Raw genomic sequence first — 19761 nt, forward strand, 5'->3', positions numbered from 1 at the left:
TCCAGTACGCACAGGTCACACACCCATGCCGTAGGTGATGGTGGTGATCGTCCCGAGGGACGCCACGAGGAAGAGGACCACCAGTCCGCCGACCATCAGGCCCTTGCCGTGTGAGGCGTCCATCGTGGAACGCCCTTCCCCGAACCACCCTTTGGATTTGCCGATCCCCGCGATGAAGGCGCCGAGTCCGATGGTGAGCACGACGGCTGCCAGAACGCCGAGGAGCACCTTCGCCGTCCCTCCCAGCTTCCCGAAGGGGCCCCAGTCCGGCTTGACGCCGGTCACGACGTCAGCCCCTGAGGCGAGAGTGATGTGGAGGGATGGATCGGCCGCGGCAGAGAGGAGGTCGTACATTAAGGGTCCTTTTAGTGCTGAATACGTTGAATGGGTTTGCTGGATTAGCCGACATGCCGCATCGCGATGATCTGCGGTGTCCAGTAGCTGAGTGGCTTGATCCGCACTTGGGCGCCTGTGTGCGGGGCCTCGATGACTTGGTCGTCACCGATGTACATCCCGACGTGTTCAGGGCCGGCGCTACCGGGAATGGCGAACAGGAGATCCCCCGGCCTCAGTTGGGAGACGCTTTTGACCGCCGTTCCCGCATGGACCTGGTCGTAGGTGACCCGGGGCAAATTCACGCCTGCGGCGGCCCAGGCCATCTTGGTGAGAGACGAGCAATCGCATCCGCCCTGACCTTTGTAGGGCGAGACACAGTCGCCGCCCCACCGGTACCAGGTGCCCAGAGCCGTCTTCGCGGCGGAGATCGCGCGCGCGGGGCCCTTGCCGGCGGGGGCGTCGGGCTTGACTGCATCGGCCCACGTCGCCGCCAGCTGGCGGATGTTCCGTACGTAGTTCCGCGTCTCGGGGTAGGGCGGAACGCCGCCGAATTTGATCACGACACCGCCACCCGCGTTGTACGCCGCGAGCATGTTGTCCGTGGAATCCCCGGGGACGCCCTTAACCTCCTCGGCCAATGCGCAGTCGTATGTGGCCTGAGCGGCGATGGCATCCGCCGGGTTGCGAATGTCCTTGATCCCGTCACCGTCGCCGTCCACACCGCGTTCCGCCCAGGTGGCCGGCATGAACTGCGCGATGCCGATAGCACCAGCAGGGGACTTCGCCTTGGGGTTGAAGTTCGACTCCGTGTAGAGCTGTGCGGCGAGAAGCGAAGCCGTGACCTGCGGGCACTCCCCTGCGTGCTTGTTGATGAGCCCGCGGACCCACCCGGGGACAGGTGCATCTGTGGTGATGCCGCCGCCAGGGCCGGCCTCTTGGGCAGAGGCGCTGTCAGCACCGCCGAACGTCACCAGCAGGCAGGCACCCGCAATGACCACGGCCGCGAACAATCCCAAGCCGAGCTGTGTACCTCTGTTCACGTCGGCCTCACGCCCAGGGGAGGGCAGTGACACGCCAGCCCTGGGCGGTGTGCTCCATACGCAGGACAAGCTGCTCGTCGCTGTGGCGAGGCTGACCGGACGTCGGTGTTGTCGTGAGGACGTAGCCGACCCGGACCAGCGCGGAAGACCTGCCTACGGGTGGAGCGCCGTCGGGGACTACGGCAGAGGTGATCTTCGCCGTCTGCCGGGCCCCTTCGGCGCGAAGGGTCGCCCACGGCGCATCCTGGCTCGGCCGCTTCTGGGCGAGGATGCCCACCAGCTCACCCGACGCCAGCTTGGCCGCTCGGGCGTCGGCATCCGCGTACGACCTGTCTGCGCCGTCGCGGGCATCGTGTTGTGCGTATGCGGTCGTGAAGCGGCGCGCAATACGGTCGACGTTCTTTGGGGGCAGGGTGTTTGGCGCAGCGGAAGAAGCGTCGGCGCTCGGCACGGCCGTCTCGGTGATACCGGCTGAGACAGAGTGGGGCCGCCGTGTGGACGCCGCGTCTGACGGACTGCTGGTGGAGCTTGAACAACCGGCCGTCAGCGCTGCAAGCGAGCCAGCAATGCATATTGCTGAAGATATGGGTGGAAAGCGGCTGGAGCGAGGCATGCAGGAACCACAACCTTGGCACAGGAGAGCTTGTGAGAGAGCGGGTGTTGCGGTCCCGCGGGGCGGGGGACCGCAACACCCCTTCGCAGGAGTGGGGGATTCTCCTGCGGGCTCCGGCGACTACCGGATAATCTGAGGAAGGGAATCTGGCCGCTTGGCCCGTTCGCCGGATTAATGCTTGAGTGGGAGTCACTCGGCGAACTTCGACAGCGACGTATGGCGGTTGTCTTTCCGTACGCTTCTCCAGTTCATGGCACTGCGCGCTTGAACTGGATGCTCGCGACGGATGCGTTGCTTCATATCAAGGTCGATCAACCCCCTCCAGGACAGGGCGGAATCCAAGCCAACGGAATCCGCGCGGCCAATAGATGCCTTGTGGCGTTGGCCGTGCCTAAACCTTCGCAGGGGTTCACGGACAACTCGAATCAACTGAGAAATCGGAACCTAATTCCTGGAATTAGGTTCCGACTTTGGCCTCTATCGCAGTTGCGGTCAGCCCGTGGCTTCCAGGAAGGCCACCACTGCGGGGACGGTGCGGTGCCGGTCGAGACCGTCTCGGAGGTCGCACAGGGTGCGGCTGCCCCTCGCTGAACTGACACCGCCCATCAGGGCCACTGCCTCCTCGGCCGTGTGCACGGCACCGTCGAGGTCGCCCAACTCCCGGTAGGCTGCCGCCTTCCGTGCAAGGTAGATTGCCGTTCCCCGCGGTTCCTTTGTCGAGTCGTACGGGTCGTTGTGCGTGGCGGCCTCGGTGAAATACCGCAAGGCCCGGGCTGGGTCGCCGAGGCTGAGTGCAGATGATCCTGCGGCCTGGAGGATTTCACCCGTGTTGATCCAGTACATCTGCGGCAGGTCCTCGCCCGCCGGGACGCCGCTGCCGTAAGCGTCGAGCGCGGTGTCGATCGCTCGGTAGGCCGCAGCTGGTTCTCCAGCGATGGAGTGGGCACGGGCTGTTCTGATGTACAGCATGGTCAGCACACGTGGAGAGGGAATCTCGGCTCGCTGAGCCAGTGCGACGTCGAGAAGGTCCAGGGCTCCGCGCGGTTCCGGCGATGAGGGGCCGAGCAGGCGGGCCTCCTAGGGTCCGTGTGGAGTTGTGATCAAAGCTGTGATCCGAGGTGTCGGATCCAGAGGAGGCCGGCGCATAATTCCAGTCCGGCCTGGTAGCTTTCAGGCTTTTTGTCGTAGCGGACGGCGAGGCCGCGCCAGTCCTTGATCTTGTTGATGGTGCGTTCGACGCTGTTGCGGAGCTTGTAGAGCTGCTTGTCGAAGGTGACGGGCCGTCCGCCGCGTGAGCCGTGGTTCTTGCGGTGGGCGGCCTGGTCCCTCTTCTCGGGGATGACTGCTTTGATCCCACCTCTGCGCAGGTGGGAACGGTTCTGGCGGGACGAGTACGCCTTGTCGCCGGCGACCGCGCCGGGCCGGGTGCGGGGCCGGCCGACCGGGCCGGGGACGCGGATCTTGTCCAGGACGGGGATGAACTGCGGACTGTCTCCGGCCTGCCCCGCGGTGATCTTGAGCGAGAGGGGTAGGCATTGCGGTACGCAGGACAGATGCGTCTTGGTGGTCAGTCCGCCGCGGGAACGCCCCAGTTCAGCGGCGGCGAGCCGGGCCCTGCGGCGACGCCTCACGCGCCGTCGTTCTGCTCGCTCCGGGTCGATTTGCCCGTCTTGTTCCCCGCTGGTGCCCCCTTTTCCGCCGTGGCCTTCACCACCGCGTCCAGGGTCTCGGGCTCCATGACCATCCCTGCGGCATCATGATGGGCCCGGGCTGTGGTCGAGTCCACACTGACCAGCGACAAGTCCACCAGGCCCCGCTTCGCCGCCTCGGCGATCGCACCCTGGAACACCGCGGCGAACACCCCGGCATCCCGCCACTGCCGAAACCGGCCGTAAACGGTGGACCAGTGCCCGAATCGCTCGGGCAGCTCCCGCCATTTCGCCCCGTTCCTGAACCGCCACACGACGCCCTCGAAGTGCGACCGCAGATTCTCCGGATACGGCCCGTACTCACCGACCGGCAGGAACGGAGAGATGAACTCCCACTCAGCATCAGAAAGTTGAGGTCGAGACACCCCACCGTTCTACCTCAAGGACTCCGCCCACCAGGCCGGGACCCCACGAGATCACAACTCCACACAGGCCCTAGTAGAGGCCGTCGATGAAGGCCCTACCGAGCCCGTCATGTGGGGCCGCCTCTACCGTCTTTGGATCACCCGTGAAACCGACCTGCGGCGCGAGCTGGGCGATCAGGCTGCTGACCGGATGCTGGCCGAGGCCCGCAGGAAGCTCCCCACACTGGCCGGCCGCCGGGCCGTCGCCCTCACCCTGAGACGCCCAACGGACCGTCCCGGGCGGTGTCTGGATGCTCGGTAGGCTGCCGGGGCGCTTCGTCGCTCCGGACGGGGTCTTGGGAGATGCGGGACGATGATGGCCGAACACCACCACCCCACGAACCACCACCGTGGGTCTGAGCCTGTGCACCGGGTGGCCGTGCTCTCCGCTGGCTCGTGGGGCACGGCCTTCGCCACGGTCCTTGCCGATGCAGGCAACGAGATCGTTCTGCATGCTCGCAGGGCTGAAGTCGCCGACGCGATCAACGTGCGCCACGAGAATCCGGACTACTTGCCCGGCGTCTGGCTGGCCGATTCGGTGACGGCGACCACCGAGGCGGAAGCCGCTCTGGAGGGTGCCGACTACGCGGTCATCTCGATTCCCGCGCAGTCGCTCCGCGCCAATCTCACCCAGTGGGCCCCGCTGATCGGACCCCAGACTGTGGTCGTCAGCCTGATGAAGGGAATCGAAGTCGGCAGCGGCCTGCGCATGAGCGAGGTGATGACCGAAGTCACCGGCGTCCCCTCCGAGAGGATCGTGGTGGTGTCCGGCCCGAACCTGGCCAAGGAAGTAGCGGCCCGCCAGCCCGCTGCCTCCGTCATCGCCAGCCGCGATGAGGACACCGCGGCTGCCTTCCAGGCCACGTGCATGACGCCGTCCTTCCGCCCCTACACCAACACCGACATCGTGGGGTGCGAACTCGGCGGCGCGGTCAAGAACGTCATCGCCCTGTCCATCGGTCTCGCCTCCGGCATGGAACTGGGCGACAACGCCAGCGCGCTGCTGATGACCCGGGGTCTCGCCGAGACAATCCGCCTCGGTCAGGCGCTGGGCGCCGATCCACAGACCCTGGCCGGCCTCGCCGGTCTAGGCGACCTCGCGGCCACCTGCTCCTCACCGCAGTCCCGTAACCGCACCTTCGGCGAACACCTCGGCCGGGGCCTGAGCCTCGAACAGGCCACCGCAGCAACGCGGCAGACCGCCGAAGGCGTCAAATCGTCCGAATCCATCCTGGAGCTTGCCCGCCGGCACGGAGTGGACATGCCCATTACCGAGGTCGTGGTCGAGGTTGTCCGAGGGCGGATCAGTGTCGCTGAGGCCGCAACTCAGCTGATGTCCCGCACACCGAAATCTGAACGCTCCCTGGCGTGAGGAGCCTCCGCCCCGCTGGGCTCTGCGGCCGAGGGGCAGGTCAACAGTGAACGGCACCGGCCGGCGCACCAGCCAGGACGGCTTGCCCGGGGCCGTCGGGCCCGCGCTGCGGGTGTCGGTGATGCGGTATCACCCCGTCGTCCTACCGTTTTTGTATACCTTGTAGTAGTTGGCGGAGCCTAGCTCGAGTTTGAACACCATGCCGTGCTTCTTGCGGATGGCTGCGACCGTTGCGGACTCCGGCTCATGCAGGCACCGTGTCACGGGCGGATCGTTCTGCAGGCACTGGTCCGGCTCCTGGATTCGAGTGGGCGGGTTGCGGTCATGGACCGGATCCCAGGTCAACGACTGTGAGGTGTCTGACAGAGTGCTGGGCTCCGGCGCCTGGGGCCCAGCGGGGTTGGGCCCATGTCCTCGGTAGTAGTCCACAAGGTTTCTGCGGTACTGGTCGTGGCCGAACGAGATGAGAGAGCCATGGTGGTCGCCTGCGGTCAGGATGCCGTCGATGACGTCCCCCATACGCTTGGGGTCGGCTCCGTAGTATGCGGTGACCCCCAGGGAGCAGGCGATCTTGTACGTGTCGTCACCCGTCTGGAAAAACCATTCCTTCGCCGATCCTCCGTGGCATGTATCTCGCACCGTGACCAAAGCGAGTGTGAGCGGGGTGTGATCAGCGTATGCCCGCACCACGCTCAGAAGGTTGCCCTCCGTCTGCTGGCGTGCCTGTACTGCATCGCTGCTGCCAGCAAGTTTGTGGACCTCTTCCGGACTGGTCGCGCGGTCTTCGGACGAGCAGGCCGAAACGGCGAACAGTACGACGAACAAGAGGAGACCGAACTTGCTCTTGGTATCAGAAGACAGCAGACGGCGGCGTGCGGGACGTGACATCACAACGGCAGTTGCCACGATCAGCAAGAGGACCGTCAACACAACGACCGCAGGCGTCCAGTGCACCGTCATACCTGATTCCTTCCGCTGCGGGTCTCCATCAAGGCCCACTTCCGGTCCAGTGTCCAGCAGACCACTGGCTCACGTATGAGTACACGTACTCAGTTCCGGGGCAGCCAAGAAGAGCTGCCCCGGAACTGATGCGCTACAGACTCATGCCCGCCATGGTCCGTTCAAGAGAATTCGCATACAGACGCGCACCTGCGATCTTCGGGTGGAACGACTGCGCCGAGAGCCCATAATTCCGGAGGAACGGCCAGTCAATCTTCGGATCGTCGGAGTCCGTCAGCGTCTTGACGATGCCATGCACGTCCTCCGGATCACCGCATACGCCCTTGCCCGCGAAATCGCTCGATGGGTCGGAGAACCATACGCGAGTGCCCAGCTTGTTCGCGTCGTCAGCCGCACCCTGCATCACCGAGGCCAACAAGCCGGCGGTGTCGTTGAGCCACGCTGTGGACGACTCGGACAGCCCAATATCAGGCAGGCCGATGACGCTGAACTTCAAGCACGATCCGTTGTTGGAGATCAGGGGCGGATATCCCATGAGTGCGATCTTGGCGTTCGGTGCCTCGGTATGGATCGCCATGATGGTCTTCACGATGTCCGGGCGGACGATCTCGTTGATGATGCCCGGCACTGCCGTCTCCAGCTTCTGGCCGACGAACTTCTGGTCCCGTCCGTCGACGTTCTCGTCAGGCTTGTCGAATGTCTTGTCCTTGCAGTTTCCGCTACCGACGGACAGCAGGCACTTTTGGACAATGTCGGAGAACCGGGAGTCGTTACCGCCGATGGAGATCGTGACCAGACTCGTGTACTGATCCAGGTAGCCCTGCTTGATCTGGGCTACTTCACCGCCGTTCCCTTGCACCTTTTTCGGGTCAAGGACATTGTAGGTACGAGCCCCGGAACAGGCGATGAGGTGGTAGTCCATGCTGGAATCCAGCGAATCCGCAAGGTCACCTATGGACTTCGACGCGCCCGGCAACGTCGCCTGACGCGACCACGCATAGCTGGAACGGTGGCAGGCGTCACGGGTGTCCGGGTTGTTCTTGTCGCGGTAGTTGGTTTCCGGATAGTAATCCCGGTTGCCTTCCGAGGCGCCTTCGCCGGATGAATATGAGTCCCCCATAGCCGTGACGATGTTCTTCGGCTTGCCGGGGAGAGGCTGGAAGGCTACCGCGCCCCAGGCGATGTCCTCGTCTGCCGTTCCGTCATCCGTGGCGTTCGACAAAGACACCTTGGGTGTTCCGGTGAAGTGGAACGCGCCGAGGCTCACCCATCGGTTCGCGCGCTGCTCTACGAACCGCTTGGAGTTCCTGCTGTCCGTGCCCCCTACCACGTAGGCAGCCTGCCGGGTCTGCGCGCCGGTGTCGGGCAAGCTGACCAGGACGCGCGCCCAGCCGAGGCTCTGTCCGAGTGTCCAGGTCCCGTCGACGGTCATGTAGCCGCCGACGCCTCCAAGGTGGCTCGTATTGCGGGTGTGTGCGTACCAGAAGTGCCCACCGTAGCCGCCGCCGATCTGGTGCAGGTCTGCCTTCGCCTCATAGCGGCCCTCCGTACCTGGGTTGAACCCGAACTGGAAACTGCCCGCTGATTTAGCGAGCCCACAACTACCCCACGTTTGCGTGCCGTTGGGGACCGATGCGACGACCTGGGATCCAGCCGGAGCTCCAGAGCAGACCGGTTCACCATTCTGGAGGCGGTACCCGTCGCCTGGCTCCTGAACGAGTGTCTGGTATTTGATGTTTTCGTGGCCGCAGTTAGTGGCGCAGTCAAGCTTCCATGTGACGTTGGGCTTGTTCCACCAGTACGGCGCATAGCATGCTTCGTCCTTGCAGTTAGGCGGGTTCGCTGAGTCGCAGTTGTTTCCGCTGTTGCAGAAGACGTCAAGCGGTGGTGAGACCAACTGCCGTTGCTGGTCAGTGGTCCACCAAGCGGGCCGGAATCCGGCCGAGGCGAAGCCGGACTCGCCGGGCCAATCCTGGCGACCCGAGGTGCTGTAGGAGTAGCCGGTGTCCATGGACCAGGCGGCCCAGCCCATCACCTTCTCCTCGTACGGCCAGTCCTGCGGATGGGCGGCGTCCTTGTTCGCGTCTGGCCCGTCGACGCTGGTGTCCATGAAGGGGTGACCCCAGCTCTTCGCGTAGACGGGGTTGGCCGGGTTGTTGTACCAGCCCAGACCCCAGTGCCCGTCGTGCTGCGACGCGTCTGACGGCGGGTTGAAGCCGAGGTTGTAGTTCCACACCGCGGTGAACCAGTTCTCCACCAGGGACGGGTCGTCGTTGTTGACGGTGACCTTCTGGCCGTCCTTGTGGACCTCGTTCCACTTGTCCGCGAGGATCTGCATGGAGGCAGCGACGTTCGTCGCGTAATCGACTGCCACAGCCTTCTGCAGTGCCGGGGACAGAGTCTTCTCATTGTCCTTCGGGTGTCCGGCCAGCCGCATGCCGTCGGTGACCTGGCCGACACCGTAGCCACAGTCCGACTTATCCCAGTTGATCTGCCAGTAGGCGTCCGGGTCACCGTCCACGGCCTTGTGCCCGTAGTAGCCGTCCACGGCAGCGAGCGGGTTCCCCATCTGGCCGGGAATCGCCCCTGACTCGGCCTGCCACAGGTTCGATTCCTGGGCCATGATGCCGAGGAGCACGTTGGCAGGGATCTGTCCGCCGCCCGTCAAATTCGGCGCAGGAAAAAGGCCCTGCGGGTCGATGGTGCCCAGTCCAGCCTGGCTGCGAAAGCCGCCCTGACGAATGTAGCTCGCACGCAGATCACCACGTACCGCCATATCGACGGCCCACTCCACCTGGTTCGAGGTCGGCTGCAAAGCTTGCGCACTCACATCGTTGCGGGAGACGCCACACCAGCGGTCGGTGTCCACCGGGGTGTTCGACACTGGGGCGGCGGCCACACGCCCCAGCTGCTTGTGGCTGCCGCTCGGGTCGCCATTCCCGGTAGCGCCCGCAAGAGCGGGCGTGGGGGCCTTCCCGGTGGAGGCTGTCGTGTCCTGAACGGTTTGGGTAATTTTCTCACCGGTGGAGGTGGCCGTGGAGGTGACCGTAACCGGTTCATTCGCCGTTAAGGTTGGGGTAGCTGGCGCGGTACGGTCCTGCGGCCCGGGTTCGGACTTGGTGAATCCCTTCCCGGCATTCTTGATCTGGCGAAGGCCGGCCTGGACTCCGGATGTGAGGACTGTGTCCACGGCCAGGCGGCCATGGGTGGAAAGGGTCGCGTCGGCTGCGGCGTTAATCTGGGTGATGCCAGTGTTCTTCGTGTGGGGACTTCCGATGGGGTGGCCGGTGAGGAACACCTGCCCCGCGGCGCCTTGGTGCAGGTCCAATTGGCCGAGCTTGCCGGAGGCAATGACGGCCGGTGCGTTGAGTCCGCTCCACACTTTGGCGCGTGCAGTGCTCGCGCCCTTGCGCTCGACGAAAGCGATCCGCCCGTTTGCGGCGGGGCGGATGTCGAACGGGACGCTCTCCGCTGCAGCAAGTGTCTTCACCTTGCCAGCGCGGTCGATGTGGATCAAGTCGTGTCCGCGTCCGGCGATCGTGCCGTCCTTCACCGGTACAGCACTGGTGAGCTCACCAGCGGTCACCGCGCCGCCAGTCGTCTTCCCTTTCGTATCGACGGTCACCAGGCGCGACTTCATGTCCTGGGCGTCGTTCATCCCCCGGAAGGCGGTGAACGCAGCGGTGTGCGTGCTTGGGTTGCAGGACGGGTCGAAGTAGGCGAGAGAGGCCGTGAAGGGGAGCTTCGCCACATGGCCGGTGTCAAGGTTGACGATGGCGGTGAATGCGCCGCCCTGCATCAGGTCTGGTTTGTTCGTGAAACCCCTCGGCGCATACACGACCGCGGCGTGTGAGCGGTCCATGACGCACGTGTTGCCGATCCATGAATCCGCCGGCATACCAGGCTCAGCCAGCGAGGCAACTTGCTTCCACGCATACGCCTTCGCGCTGTCCGCGACAAGGATGCGCAGACCGTCAGCATCGGCCGCCGAGGTGACAGCCCGATCTGGGGATGTCTTCCAGTCCTCCCCGAGCTTCTTGTCCGGCTGGGCGACCCCGCCTGGCGGTGACGGGGTGGTGTCGCTGCGGCCGGGATTCGGCTTGGGAGCTGCCACGGCGGGCACGGACTGCAGTAGCCCGCCGGCGAGTGCGCCACAAACAGCAAGCGCTGCGATAGGCGCGTACGTTCTTCTTCCGGGTCTCAAGAGATAGCCCCCTGCTTTCCTTACGGATACATGTCAAACGCTTATTCACGTGCTGAACCAAACACGCGGACGCCTTAAGACTCCCGGTGTCATTTTGGGGAATAAGAGATGGGTCGAGTCAGCATCGACCATGGCCGGGCATCATGACGCCCCTTCGGACCGGTCAAGGCTTTAACCTGCCGCAATCCACGGAGCGAACGAGGCGCCACACTGCCGAGAAGTCCGCTGCCGCATGCTTTTTAGATACGCCAGCCTGGGTCACAACCTGCTCGGCAGTGCACGCTGCCAGCGAGAAGCATCTAGGGCACTTCCAGCGAATAGCGGCTGCTCGCACATAACTCCAAGCCCCTGCTGTGCGCGTGCGACATGAATACCCCCTGCCCCTCGGCTGTGCAGCCACAACCGTTCCGCCGGCCCCGACGCTGCGGGCCCTTCTCCCCCTAATGGCTCAGCACGGTCCTCGATGGAGCCGTGTCTGAACGCGCAGCGAACGTATCGCATCTCATGAGAGGTGGACAGTCAACTATTTAACACTGGCTCGTTATCTCTCACTGGCAGAACGGCTTCTTCCGCTTATCGTCAGACAGAACTACTTGTTCCGCTTGCCGGCTGTCACCACTCGGATCCACCTGCTTGATGATTCCACCAACTTGATTGGTCTTCTGTCGGAGCATCTGACTACAACTTTCAGCCACAGTGCTGTTGAAAATAGGTCAGAAATTGTGGAGCTTTAGCCTCCGGAGAGGATGTTTCGGACGACCAGGCTGAGGATTTCCCTATTCGCTTCCGTCGACCGTGAGTTAGCGTGCAGAAGCGCGAACAGATGACATCAGGTTCACTTTTGCGGGTTCGCGCCAAAGTCGCGCCAGGTCAGGCGGGCACACTTCCCGCCAGAGCGACGTCGGCCCAACTCGTCGCCGTACAGGACAGGCTGCTGCGGCAGCGAGAAGTTCGGCCACCAGACATGACCACACAGCCCCGATTGATCAGTTACGCCCGTTTCGCGTACGGACAGGGCGTTTTCACGTAGAAGGAAGTGGCTCACTCATGCGTAACCTCATACGCGCCGCCGCCGCAGGAGCTGCACTTGCACTCGCGCTCCTGACCGCACCTCAGGCAACAGCGCAGGAGTCGCCGTCGAGCAATCAGCAGATCGCGGGCACCAGCGTTCTGCTGTCCAAGAACGGGGCAAAGGATGCCCAGACGCGCGCCATCGCTAAAGCGGACCCAGCCGCTGTCAGCGCAACGGCGACGCTCTGTGGTAGCGGATACGAACTGGAGTTCGCCCAGCAGTTGCCGGACTCCAGACGGTTCGGAACCCTGTTCACTTACACCAAGTACTCTTCGGGGTCGAACGGCGTCTGCGCACTGTTCGACAACAACACCACCGGTGCGAAGCACATGAAGCTCAAGCTGTGCCCCAACAAGTCCGGCGTAGCCTGCAAGGTCGACGAGGGTACCTACAGCCAGTACGCGGGCCCCTTGAAGTGGGAGGACAGCAACGCGGCTTACGTCATGTGTTCCATGGTCACCGCGCTGATGTGGGACGCGAACGGCAAGGCCATCATCGACCGGGTTGAGTCAGCCACCCTCTGCGACTAAGACCCATCACGCCATGTAGTCAGAGCGGAGTCACCGCAGGCTCGCGCCGGCGCAGTGATGATCAGTGCTCTGCCCGCGGAGGAGGACCCGCTCGGCAGCATGCCTTATGGCCCTCTGGACTCGATAGCATGACGTCAAAGGCATGCTCAACACCAAAAGATTGCGTGGGGGAAAGTGGCAGGCACACAACGCCATTCGATATGGCGCGCCGCCCTGGCGGCGACTCTGTTAGGGGCGATGGCATCGACAGTGACAGCGTGCGGGGCGGGGCACGAAGGCGCTGCTTCCAAGGCTGACACGACGACGCCCGAGGCTCACGCCGAGCCGGGCGGATCGATGAAGTCCCCGCAGGCGGCGACGCCCCAGGCTGGCGCTCTCCAAAACCCTGTCTCCGCCCCAACAGACCGGGGCGAAGACAGGGCGGCCCAGGACGAAGCTGCGGAAGAACGCAGAAACAGCGCACCGTCCGGCGACATCATCACCCAACCTCCCCGCAGTGGCACTCCGCAAGGAGAGGAGAAGTTCGGGAAGGCTGTCGCGACGCAGGGCGACCTGACCGTCTATGCCGCCAGGCGCCACGGCACAACGCTCACCGTGCCGTGCAAAATCACCAATAGCGGTCACCGGCGCGCCTCATACACATTTCGAATCCGTGTGACCGGGCCGGATGGATACAACGCCACCGCACAGGCCTCACTGGATGTTGTCGGTCTCTACCCCGGCACATCCTGGCCTACTGAACTCGCGGTACAGCAGAGCGGTAAGCCTGCGCCGGCTCAGCCGAAGATCACCATCGAGGAACTGCAGCGGACGCCCCACCGACAGTGAAGTCGTCGCGGATAAGGCAGCAATATGCCAATTGCGGCGATGGCTCTATGAACTGCCAGTAGGTCGTCGCAGCTTAGATTCGGTGTGTCGGGTTGGGGGAGGCTGGCCTCGAAATTTCGTGACGGGCCGTCGGATTCTCCGGCGGCCCGTTTCGACTTGTCGGGTCGGTGACGGTAGGACGATGACCCGGCTGTCACGTCGGGTGTGCGCCGGGTTCCACGGCTCCAGCGAGCGGTCCGAGTTCGTCGGGGCGGGCTGTTGCCGCTGGTCAGTCAGGGTTTGGGACTGCGTCGAGTCGCTGGATCGCGCCTGCGATCACGTCGCTCCAGGGCCAGTGATGGGTGAATCTCAGGTGTCGGCGGCGGGCGGTGGTGACGAGGTGGGCGACGGCGGAGAACAGTCGCAGCCGCAGGCGGTGGGGGCTCCCAGAGCCTCGGCTTGCCGGTCAGGGCAAGCATCGGCAGCCAGGCCAGCAGGTCGAGGCCAAGCTGGACGAACTCCAGCCAGATCTGGTTCTGCGCGGTGTCGTGCAGAGACAGGTTGCGCAGGCCGGTGGCGCGCGCATTGCGGATACGGTCCTCGGCCCGCGCGCCTGGCGGTGCCGCAGTTCCAGGGCGGCCATCGGATGGTCGGTGGTGTTGGTGGCGAAGCAGACACCTCAGGCGCTCAACGTGTCAAGCAGCAGCGGCGAGTTCGGTGGGAAACGCGGTCTGCTCATCGAACAGCGTGTGGTGCTGAAGACAATGGTAGAGCTGGTCGAGCATGCGGTTGAAGAGGTTGCGCTGGGCGGCGGCGTGCCAGTCCCCGTGGTCGTCGCGGCGTCGCCTGTAGTGCGCCTTGGCGCCCGGTGACGCGGTGATCGAGGCGAAGGCCCAGAGGTAGCCCACGTGGTTGAGCCGGTCGTTCTTCACCCACCTGCGGGTGATGCTCGACTTCTTGCCAGAGGCCCTGGTGATGGGTGAGGCCCCGGCGTATGCCTTCAGGCCGCGGGTGTCCGCGAAGCGGGTCTTGTCGTCTCCGATCTCGGCGAGCGCCCGGGCGCCGAGCTGGATGGCGAGGCCGGGGAAGCTGAGGATGATCTCAGCGTCCGGGTGCTGAGGGAAAGCCTCTTCGACCGCCTCGGCAAGGTCGTCGGCGGCGGTGCAGGCGGCCTCCAACTGGACCAGGAGGGCGAGCATTTGCTTGCCTAGCGCGTCCTTGACCAGCGGCGGCTGATGAGCGTAGTCGTCGCGGAAGATGTCACGGAGCCGGTCGGCCTCGGCGGAGATGCCACGCTTGCGGCCGGCCCGCTTGAGTGCGGCCTCCAACTGCGTGCGGGTCAGCCGCGAGGCCCGGGTCAAAGCCGGGGCGGCCTTGAGGAGCTCCTGGGCCTCTGGCCGGCACAGACCGTTGCGCCAGGGCTCGAAGGCCGCCAGGGCGGCCGGGTAGTACTCCCGCAGCAGGGAGCGGAGCTGGTTAGAGAGCTGCTGCCGGTTCCAGAATGAGTCCTGCTGAGCGCGAGCGAGGGCGGCGATGGCGCGGCCGAGGTCGCTGTCGTTGGGCAGCGTCCGGTGGGCGTGCATGTCGGTGCGCAGGATGTTCGCCAGGACGAGGGCGTCGCCAGGGTCGGACTTCTTGCGTGAGACGGAAGTCCGGTCGCGGTAGCGGGCGGCGGCCATTGGGTTGATCGCGTAGACCTGCCGTTTGCCAGTCCGCAGCACGGCGACCAGCAGTCCGCGGGAGGTCTCGATGGCGACCGGGATCGGGTTCTCCGCCCTGTCGCCGTACTCGGCGAGCAGGTCCAGCAGGACCTTGTAGCCAGCCACGTCGTCCGTGATGTGTCGTTTCGCCAGTAACTGGCCGCTGTCGTCGACCAGTGCGACGTCGTGCGTGCGCTCGGCCCAGTCGATTCCGCAGTAGATCAAGACGTTCCTCCCTATAGCGCTGTTCGTGCTGGTCACGAGCTCATGCGGAACCACGCAGCGACCTAATCCCTGGACTCGACACGGGGGCCGGTCCGCCACCTCAGTAGCTGTTCGTGGCACCAGCTCGCCCCACGGGACTCGGTCTATGCGGGAGCTCGAATCAGCTCGGGCTCAACGAGAGGTCACCGTGGTGCGGGCTCGCACCACCAACACCAACGAGTGTTCATGGATTGGGTGTTGACGCTCGCAGGTGTCGGGCGTCGCCGCTCTACATGCAGGCGCAGAGCCTGGTGATGTCTAGGCCGTTTCGTTCGGATCACCCACTGCGGTTGCGTGGTTACGAGATCCAGGGCGCACGAGGCACTTGTGAATGCAGATGGCGCCAAAAAGCTGTCGCGGCGCACTTGGCCTCCCTGATACGACATGGGGATGATTACTGAAGTCCTTGATCCAACGGACCGTCTGATTGCTGAGCGGGCGTGCGAGCGCCTCATCGTCGAGTTCGTCCACAAGCTCGACCTCGGCGACCCAGGGGAGGTTGCAGAGCTGTTCACTGATGTCGGGGTCTGGGAGTGGGCGGAGGGAGACCGCCGCGTCCAGGGCCGCGATGCACTTCGGTCTTATTTCGCTGGCCGACCTGCGGATAGGCTCTCGCGCCGGATATGCACGAACATCCTGGTCAATGTCACATCCGAGAAAACAGCCACGGCCACCACCTACTTCACGACCTATCGTGTCGATGGACACACCGATGGCTACGTGCCCCCACGAGCCCCTACGCAGGTGGGCCACTACGAGGACACGTTCCTCAAGGTCGACGACCTGTGGCTTCTCAGTTCTCGTTCCTTGTTTCTGGCCTTCGCCGGCCCAACTGAGCACCTTGAACCAGCTGGCAAGCCGTGATCCCCGCTCCATCTGACGAGATGGGTGGGCCGTAGGGAGAAACGTCGTGCGTCCGTCGGCGTCTGGTCCGTCCACAAGGGCGATCCATCCGCGTAGCCCAGCAGCACTCACCGGTCAGCGAGCGGACCAGAGGAAGATGCCTGCGATGTGGAGTCCGGCCAGGTAGATGGTTGCTGTCTTTTCATAGCGGGTGGCGATGCCTCGCCACTGTTTGAGTCGGTTGATACATCGTTCGACGACGTTGCGCTGTTTGTAGATCTAGCGATCGAAGGCGGGGGGCCTGCCTCCGCGACTACCTCGGCGAAGGCGATGGCCCTGCTGGTTTGCCGGAACGGGGATCACCGCTTGGATACCGCGCTTGCGCAGGTATTCGCGAATGGCTCGCGAGGAGTAAGCCTTGTCGGCCAGAACCATATCCGGCCTGGTCCGAGGTCGCCCTCGTGGCCGGGGAACACGGAGTCGGGCCATCACGTCCGCGAATGCGGGCGCGTCGCCAGCCTGCCCCGCGGTGAGATGAAATGCCAGGGGACGGCACCGACCGTCGGCGACGAGGTGAATCTTTGTGGTCAAACCGCCGCGAGAGCGTCCGATGGCACGGTCGTCCGGTTCGCTGGCCGGGGCCCCCTTTTGCGGGCCCCGGCTGCGTGCTGGTGAGCGCGGACGATCGTGGAGTCCACCGAGACGACCCAGTGGAGGTCCTCGTCGGCATCAGCCCTGGCCATCAATACGTTGAACACGCGCTCCCAGGTGCCATCAATGGCCCACATCCGCAGTCGGTTGTAGACGCCGCGCCAGTTGCCGTACCTCTCCGGAAGATGGACCCACTGCGAGCCGGTCTGGAACTTGAAGGCGATGGCGTCGATCACCTCGCGGTGATCCCGCCACCGGCCACCCCGCTTCGGCGCCCGATCCGGAAGCAAAGGTTCAATCCGCGCCCACTGCGCATCAGTCAACGGCACTCCCAGAGTAACGATCAGATGATCCAAACGAAACGGCCTAGGCATCCGCCCGGCACCCGCGGGCACCAACACCGTCACCTCGTTGTGGTGGGCTGCGAGGGACACCTGAGGCCGCGCGATCTGCTTCGAGGCGTCGAGGCCAGGTCAGTCGTGGGCGTCCGTCCGGCGCCCACGCAGCCCACACCACTCGAACAGTCCGCCTGGCTACCCGTACCGACGGGCTGTTCTTAACTCCGGATTAGGTCAGCCGGAATCCGTCGGCGTCGGTGAACCGCAACTGGGCTGCCAGGTGCGGCCGTTCCTTGCGGACAATCAGCCGCATCCCTCTCGGCCAGCCCTTCAGGACGTCGCCATCGAGCTCGGCGGTCTAGGTCGTGTTGCGAAAGTCGATCAAGGTCCAGCTAATCGAGTGCGAGAGCACAGCTGCACTGGCATACTCCGCGCGGTGACTACCCACCACAGCTCTGGCCCGGCCCTGATGACCGGCGCACGCGACGCCGAACTCAACGAACGTCTGAATGCCGAACTCATCGCCTTCAACGCTGCCGCGACAGGTTCGGCCGATCGCGACATGTTTTCAGTCAAGGTCACCGATGAAGCCGGTGAGTTGATCGGCGGCTTGGCTGCCTGGACCTGGGGCGGTTTGTGCGGCATCGAACTGATGTGGGTGCGCGAGGGTGACCGCAAGGATGGATGGGGCAGCAGGATCCTGCATGCTGCCGAGGCCGAGGCCCAGCGGCGCGGCTGTGACCGCGTAGCTGTCTCTTCCTTCACCTTTCAGGCTCCAGACTTCTACCAGCGGCACGGCTATGTCGAGACCGGCCGAACCCTGGGGTTTCCCGGTGGACATGCGGATGTGCACATGTTCAAGCCGCTGACGTCCGGGCTTGCGGCGTCGGACGAGGGGTGAACGCTTGTCTCACAGCCACTCGTTGATCGCGGCGATCAGCACGGTTGCTTCGTAACGGACGGCGAGCTTGTCGTATCTTGTCGCCACGGCCCGGTGCCGCTTCAGGCGGTTGATTCCGCATTCGACCGCGTGACGCTCGCGGTAGTCGTCAGGGTCGAAGTGCGGGGGCCGGCCGCCGCGGGAGCCGAGCTTCTGGCGGTTTCGTGCCTGGTCGGCCTTGTCCGGGATGGTGCAGCGGATTCCTCGGTGACGTAGGTAGGCGCGGTTCCTACGGGAGGCGTACGCCTTGTCCGCGCGGACCCGATCGGGGCGGACGCGTGGCCGGCCTGGTCCGATGCGGGGCACGCGGACTTTCTTCAGTACCGATTCGAATTGCGGTGAGTCCCCGCGCTGCCCTGCTGTGATCACGATCGACATGGGTTTCTGGCCTTGCTCGACGGCCAGGTGCAGCTTGGTGGTGAACCCGCCGCGTGAGCGACCCAGGCCATGATCGCCAGGCTCGATGAAGACACCGCCCGGTGGTTCCTTCTGCAGGTCACCCTGCTTGCGGGCGCCGGCCGCATGCTGATGAGCGCGGCACACGGTCGAGTCGACGCTCAGATCCCATGTGATCAAACCCTTCACGTCGGCCAGGGACTGGAGCCGGGTAAGGATCCGCTGCCAGGTTCCGTCCCGCTGCCATCGGCGGAAGAGGTCGTAGATCCGGTACCACGGCCCGTACTCGACCGGCACGTCCCGCCACGGAACACCGGTCCGGACCCGGAACCGTATGCCGTCGATCAGCAGCCGCCGGGACCAAACGGGCGGCCGCCCCGTCTTCGCTCCCTTCGGCAACAACGGTTCCAACATCGCCCACTGCTCATCCGTGAGATCTCCCCGCCCCATGAACCGTGATCATTCAGAGCTTGTGATCCACTTTCGACACACGGCCTAGGCGCCTTCGCGGATCTCGCCGCCGGGCTCGACGGTCGGCGTCCAGGCGGAGGCGGGGGCCTTCAGAACGGCCTGGTGAATGGTGTCGGTGATGGTCATCCCGACCGAGTGCGACAGCCACCCGGCCCCGCTTCGAGAGCCAGGCGACGAACTCGTGGGTGCCGCCCGCGGAGTCCGTACGAATCAGTGTGGACCAGCCGCGCCGGTGACGTTTTTGGAGCTGGACCAAGGCGAGTTGGGTGGTGGTGATCTGGTCGGCAGCGGTGTTGCTGCCCATGTTCCCAGGCCGTAGCAGCGCTGCCACCGGCTCCCCGGCACCGCATCACCGCGCCGCCGGTCGGCCGGGCCAGGACGCCGAGCGCTTCCTCGCCACCTTCGAGGCCGCTGGCTGAACGATCTGATCAGTGGGCTCGTCGCAACGAGCTCTTCGTCTACGTCCTCCAGGCCCGCCCTGCGCAAGAACTCGGAGGCGTCCCTCCGGTTGTGGGCAACCCCAAGGTCCTCGGCGCCAGCGCGTACACGGCGGCCGCCAGACGGGTCCGGTGGATATACGGTGACCTGCGGTGCCATGCCTCCAGCGTGCTCTGACTCTGTCATTCCAGCACCCCGAGGACGGTGTCCGGCCGGCACTTATCGCAAGGCGTCGCGCCGTCGGTTGTCAGCGCCTGAAGGGCCTGCGCGCGGTTGATGGCCTTGGTGCGCACGTGGTCGACCTTGATCCCCCAGCAGATGTCCGCGCGGTCTCCGAGCGTCGTGTGAACGGTGACGGTGCCTTGAGCCCGGTCGCGAGCGGCGACCCATTCGGGCGGGGGCTGTGCCGCACGCTCGCGGCGCAGCTCTTCCTCCGTCTCTCGCTGTCGCGCCTCGGCGAGCCAGTGGTCCGTCCGAGCCAGATCCTGCACCTGAACTCGGCGATGGAACTCAAGTAGCTCGATCTCCGAGGCCGCCGACCATTCGCTCATGTATTCGATATTAACTCAGCGAACTATGCGCCTGAAATACCTGTTTGGTCTGTTATGTACCACGGAAGGTTGAGCGTCTGCCGTCGAGGCTGAGCCGATGCATGCACGGGCGAGTACAAGTC

General features: G+C 64.7%; 14 protein-coding genes and 4 pseudogenes. 5 read left to right on the plus strand and 13 right to left on the minus strand.

Annotation, left to right across the window (positions count from 1 at the left end; translation table 11 throughout):
* Positions 1-15: 15 nt before the first annotated feature.
* From OG285_RS25280 to OG285_RS25300, 5 genes and pseudogenes are all read right to left on the minus strand, one after another.
* Entirely contained in the window at positions 16-285 is a 270-nt protein-coding gene (locus OG285_RS25280; RefSeq protein WP_371792303.1) for a hypothetical protein, read from the minus strand.
* A 113-nt stretch (positions 286-398) separates the two neighbouring features.
* Entirely contained in the window at positions 399-1352 is a 954-nt protein-coding gene (locus OG285_RS25285; RefSeq protein ID WP_371792304.1) for an NlpC/P60 family protein, read from the minus strand.
* 31 nt (positions 1353-1383) lie between these two features.
* Positions 1384-1827 (minus strand): hypothetical protein, encoded by a 444-nt coding sequence (locus tag OG285_RS25290; protein ID WP_371792305.1) that lies wholly within the window; start codon positions 1825-1827, stop codon positions 1384-1386.
* A 654-nt stretch (positions 1828-2481) separates the two neighbouring features.
* A complete protein-coding gene (locus OG285_RS25295) occupies positions 2482-2967 on the minus strand; it encodes a hypothetical protein (protein WP_371792306.1) in 486 nt (161 codons plus the stop codon).
* 122 nt (positions 2968-3089) lie between these two features.
* Positions 3090-4063 (minus strand): annotated as a pseudogene (locus tag OG285_RS25300) (IS5 family transposase).
* Between the two features lie 355 nt (positions 4064-4418).
* Here OG285_RS25300 and OG285_RS25305 point away from each other — a divergent pair.
* Positions 4419-5474: an NAD(P)H-dependent glycerol-3-phosphate dehydrogenase gene (locus tag OG285_RS25305; protein ID WP_371793611.1), complete on the plus strand. Its 1056-nt coding sequence runs from the start codon at positions 4419-4421 to the stop codon at positions 5472-5474.
* A 129-nt stretch (positions 5475-5603) separates the two neighbouring features.
* On the opposite strand, the gene OG285_RS25310 is transcribed toward OG285_RS25305, so the two are convergent.
* Complete coding sequence (locus tag OG285_RS25310) at positions 5604-6434, minus strand: hypothetical protein (RefSeq protein WP_371792307.1); 831 nt, start codon at positions 6432-6434, stop codon at positions 5604-5606.
* Between the two features lie 133 nt (positions 6435-6567).
* On the minus strand, positions 6568-10548 hold the full coding sequence (locus OG285_RS25315; RefSeq protein WP_371792308.1) for an SGNH/GDSL hydrolase family protein: 3981 nt from the start codon (positions 10546-10548) through the stop codon (positions 6568-6570).
* 1137 nt (positions 10549-11685) lie between these two features.
* Here OG285_RS25315 and OG285_RS25320 point away from each other — a divergent pair.
* Both OG285_RS25320 and OG285_RS25325 read left to right on the plus strand, forming a co-directional pair.
* Entirely contained in the window at positions 11686-12240 is a 555-nt protein-coding gene (locus OG285_RS25320) for a hypothetical protein (RefSeq protein ID WP_371792309.1), read from the plus strand.
* A 237-nt stretch (positions 12241-12477) separates the two neighbouring features.
* Complete coding sequence (locus tag OG285_RS25325; RefSeq protein ID WP_371792310.1) at positions 12478-13068, plus strand: hypothetical protein; 591 nt, start codon at positions 12478-12480, stop codon at positions 13066-13068.
* A gap of 268 nt (positions 13069-13336) precedes the next feature.
* Here OG285_RS25325 and OG285_RS25330 read toward each other — a convergent pair.
* Positions 13337-13720 (minus strand): annotated as a pseudogene (locus OG285_RS25330) (transposase); the annotation flags it as partial.
* 22 nt (positions 13721-13742) lie between these two features.
* On the minus strand, positions 13743-14972 hold the full coding sequence (locus tag OG285_RS25335) for an IS110 family transposase (protein ID WP_371792311.1): 1230 nt from the start codon (positions 14970-14972) through the stop codon (positions 13743-13745).
* Between the two features lie 429 nt (positions 14973-15401).
* Here OG285_RS25335 and OG285_RS25340 point away from each other — a divergent pair, with 429 nt between their 5' ends.
* Positions 15402-15875: a nuclear transport factor 2 family protein gene (locus tag OG285_RS25340; protein ID WP_371792312.1), complete on the plus strand. Its 474-nt coding sequence runs from the start codon at positions 15402-15404 to the stop codon at positions 15873-15875.
* 114 nt (positions 15876-15989) lie between these two features.
* Here OG285_RS25340 and OG285_RS25345 read toward each other — a convergent pair.
* A pseudogene (locus OG285_RS25345) lies at positions 15990-16879 on the minus strand (IS5 family transposase).
* A 400-nt stretch (positions 16880-17279) separates the two neighbouring features.
* On the opposite strand from OG285_RS25345, the gene OG285_RS25350 reads away from it, so the two are divergent.
* Positions 17280-17744: a GNAT family N-acetyltransferase gene (locus tag OG285_RS25350; RefSeq protein ID WP_371792261.1), complete on the plus strand. Its 465-nt coding sequence runs from the start codon at positions 17280-17282 to the stop codon at positions 17742-17744.
* A 9-nt stretch (positions 17745-17753) separates the two neighbouring features.
* Here OG285_RS25350 and OG285_RS25355 read toward each other — a convergent pair whose 3' ends face one another.
* The 3 genes and pseudogenes from OG285_RS25355 to OG285_RS25365 all read right to left on the minus strand — a co-directional run bounded on the left by OG285_RS25355 (position 17754) and on the right by OG285_RS25365 (position 19639).
* Complete coding sequence (locus OG285_RS25355; protein ID WP_371792262.1) at positions 17754-18629, minus strand: IS5 family transposase; 876 nt, start codon at positions 18627-18629, stop codon at positions 17754-17756.
* Positions 18630-18677: 48 nt separating this feature from the next.
* Positions 18678-18996 (minus strand): annotated as a pseudogene (locus OG285_RS25360) (transposase); the annotation flags it as partial.
* A 274-nt stretch (positions 18997-19270) separates the two neighbouring features.
* Entirely contained in the window at positions 19271-19639 is a 369-nt protein-coding gene (locus tag OG285_RS25365; RefSeq protein ID WP_371792313.1) for a DUF6233 domain-containing protein, read from the minus strand.
* Between the last annotated feature and the right edge of the window lie 122 nt (positions 19640-19761).

The organism is Streptomyces sp. NBC_01471, from assembly GCF_041438865.1.
Taxonomy (GTDB): domain Bacteria; phylum Actinomycetota; class Actinomycetes; order Streptomycetales; family Streptomycetaceae; genus Streptomyces.

Coding starts and splice junctions, on each gene's coding strand:
- OG285_RS25305 (WP_371793611.1), top strand. CDS start 4,419: ATGGCCGAACACCACCACCCCACGAACCACCACCGTGGGTCTGAGCCT.
- OG285_RS25310 (WP_371792307.1), bottom strand. CDS start 6,434: ATGACGGTGCACTGGACGCCTGCGGTCGTTGTGTTGACGGTCCTCTTG.
- OG285_RS25320 (WP_371792309.1), top strand. CDS start 11,686: ATGCGTAACCTCATACGCGCCGCCGCCGCAGGAGCTGCACTTGCACTC.
- OG285_RS25325 (WP_371792310.1), top strand. CDS start 12,478: ATGGCATCGACAGTGACAGCGTGCGGGGCGGGGCACGAAGGCGCTGCT.
- OG285_RS25340 (WP_371792312.1), top strand. CDS start 15,402: ATGATTACTGAAGTCCTTGATCCAACGGACCGTCTGATTGCTGAGCGG.
- OG285_RS25355 (WP_371792262.1), bottom strand. CDS start 18,629: ATGGGGCGGGGAGATCTCACGGATGAGCAGTGGGCGATGTTGGAACCG.
- OG285_RS25365 (WP_371792313.1), bottom strand. CDS start 19,639: ATGAGCGAATGGTCGGCGGCCTCGGAGATCGAGCTACTTGAGTTCCAT.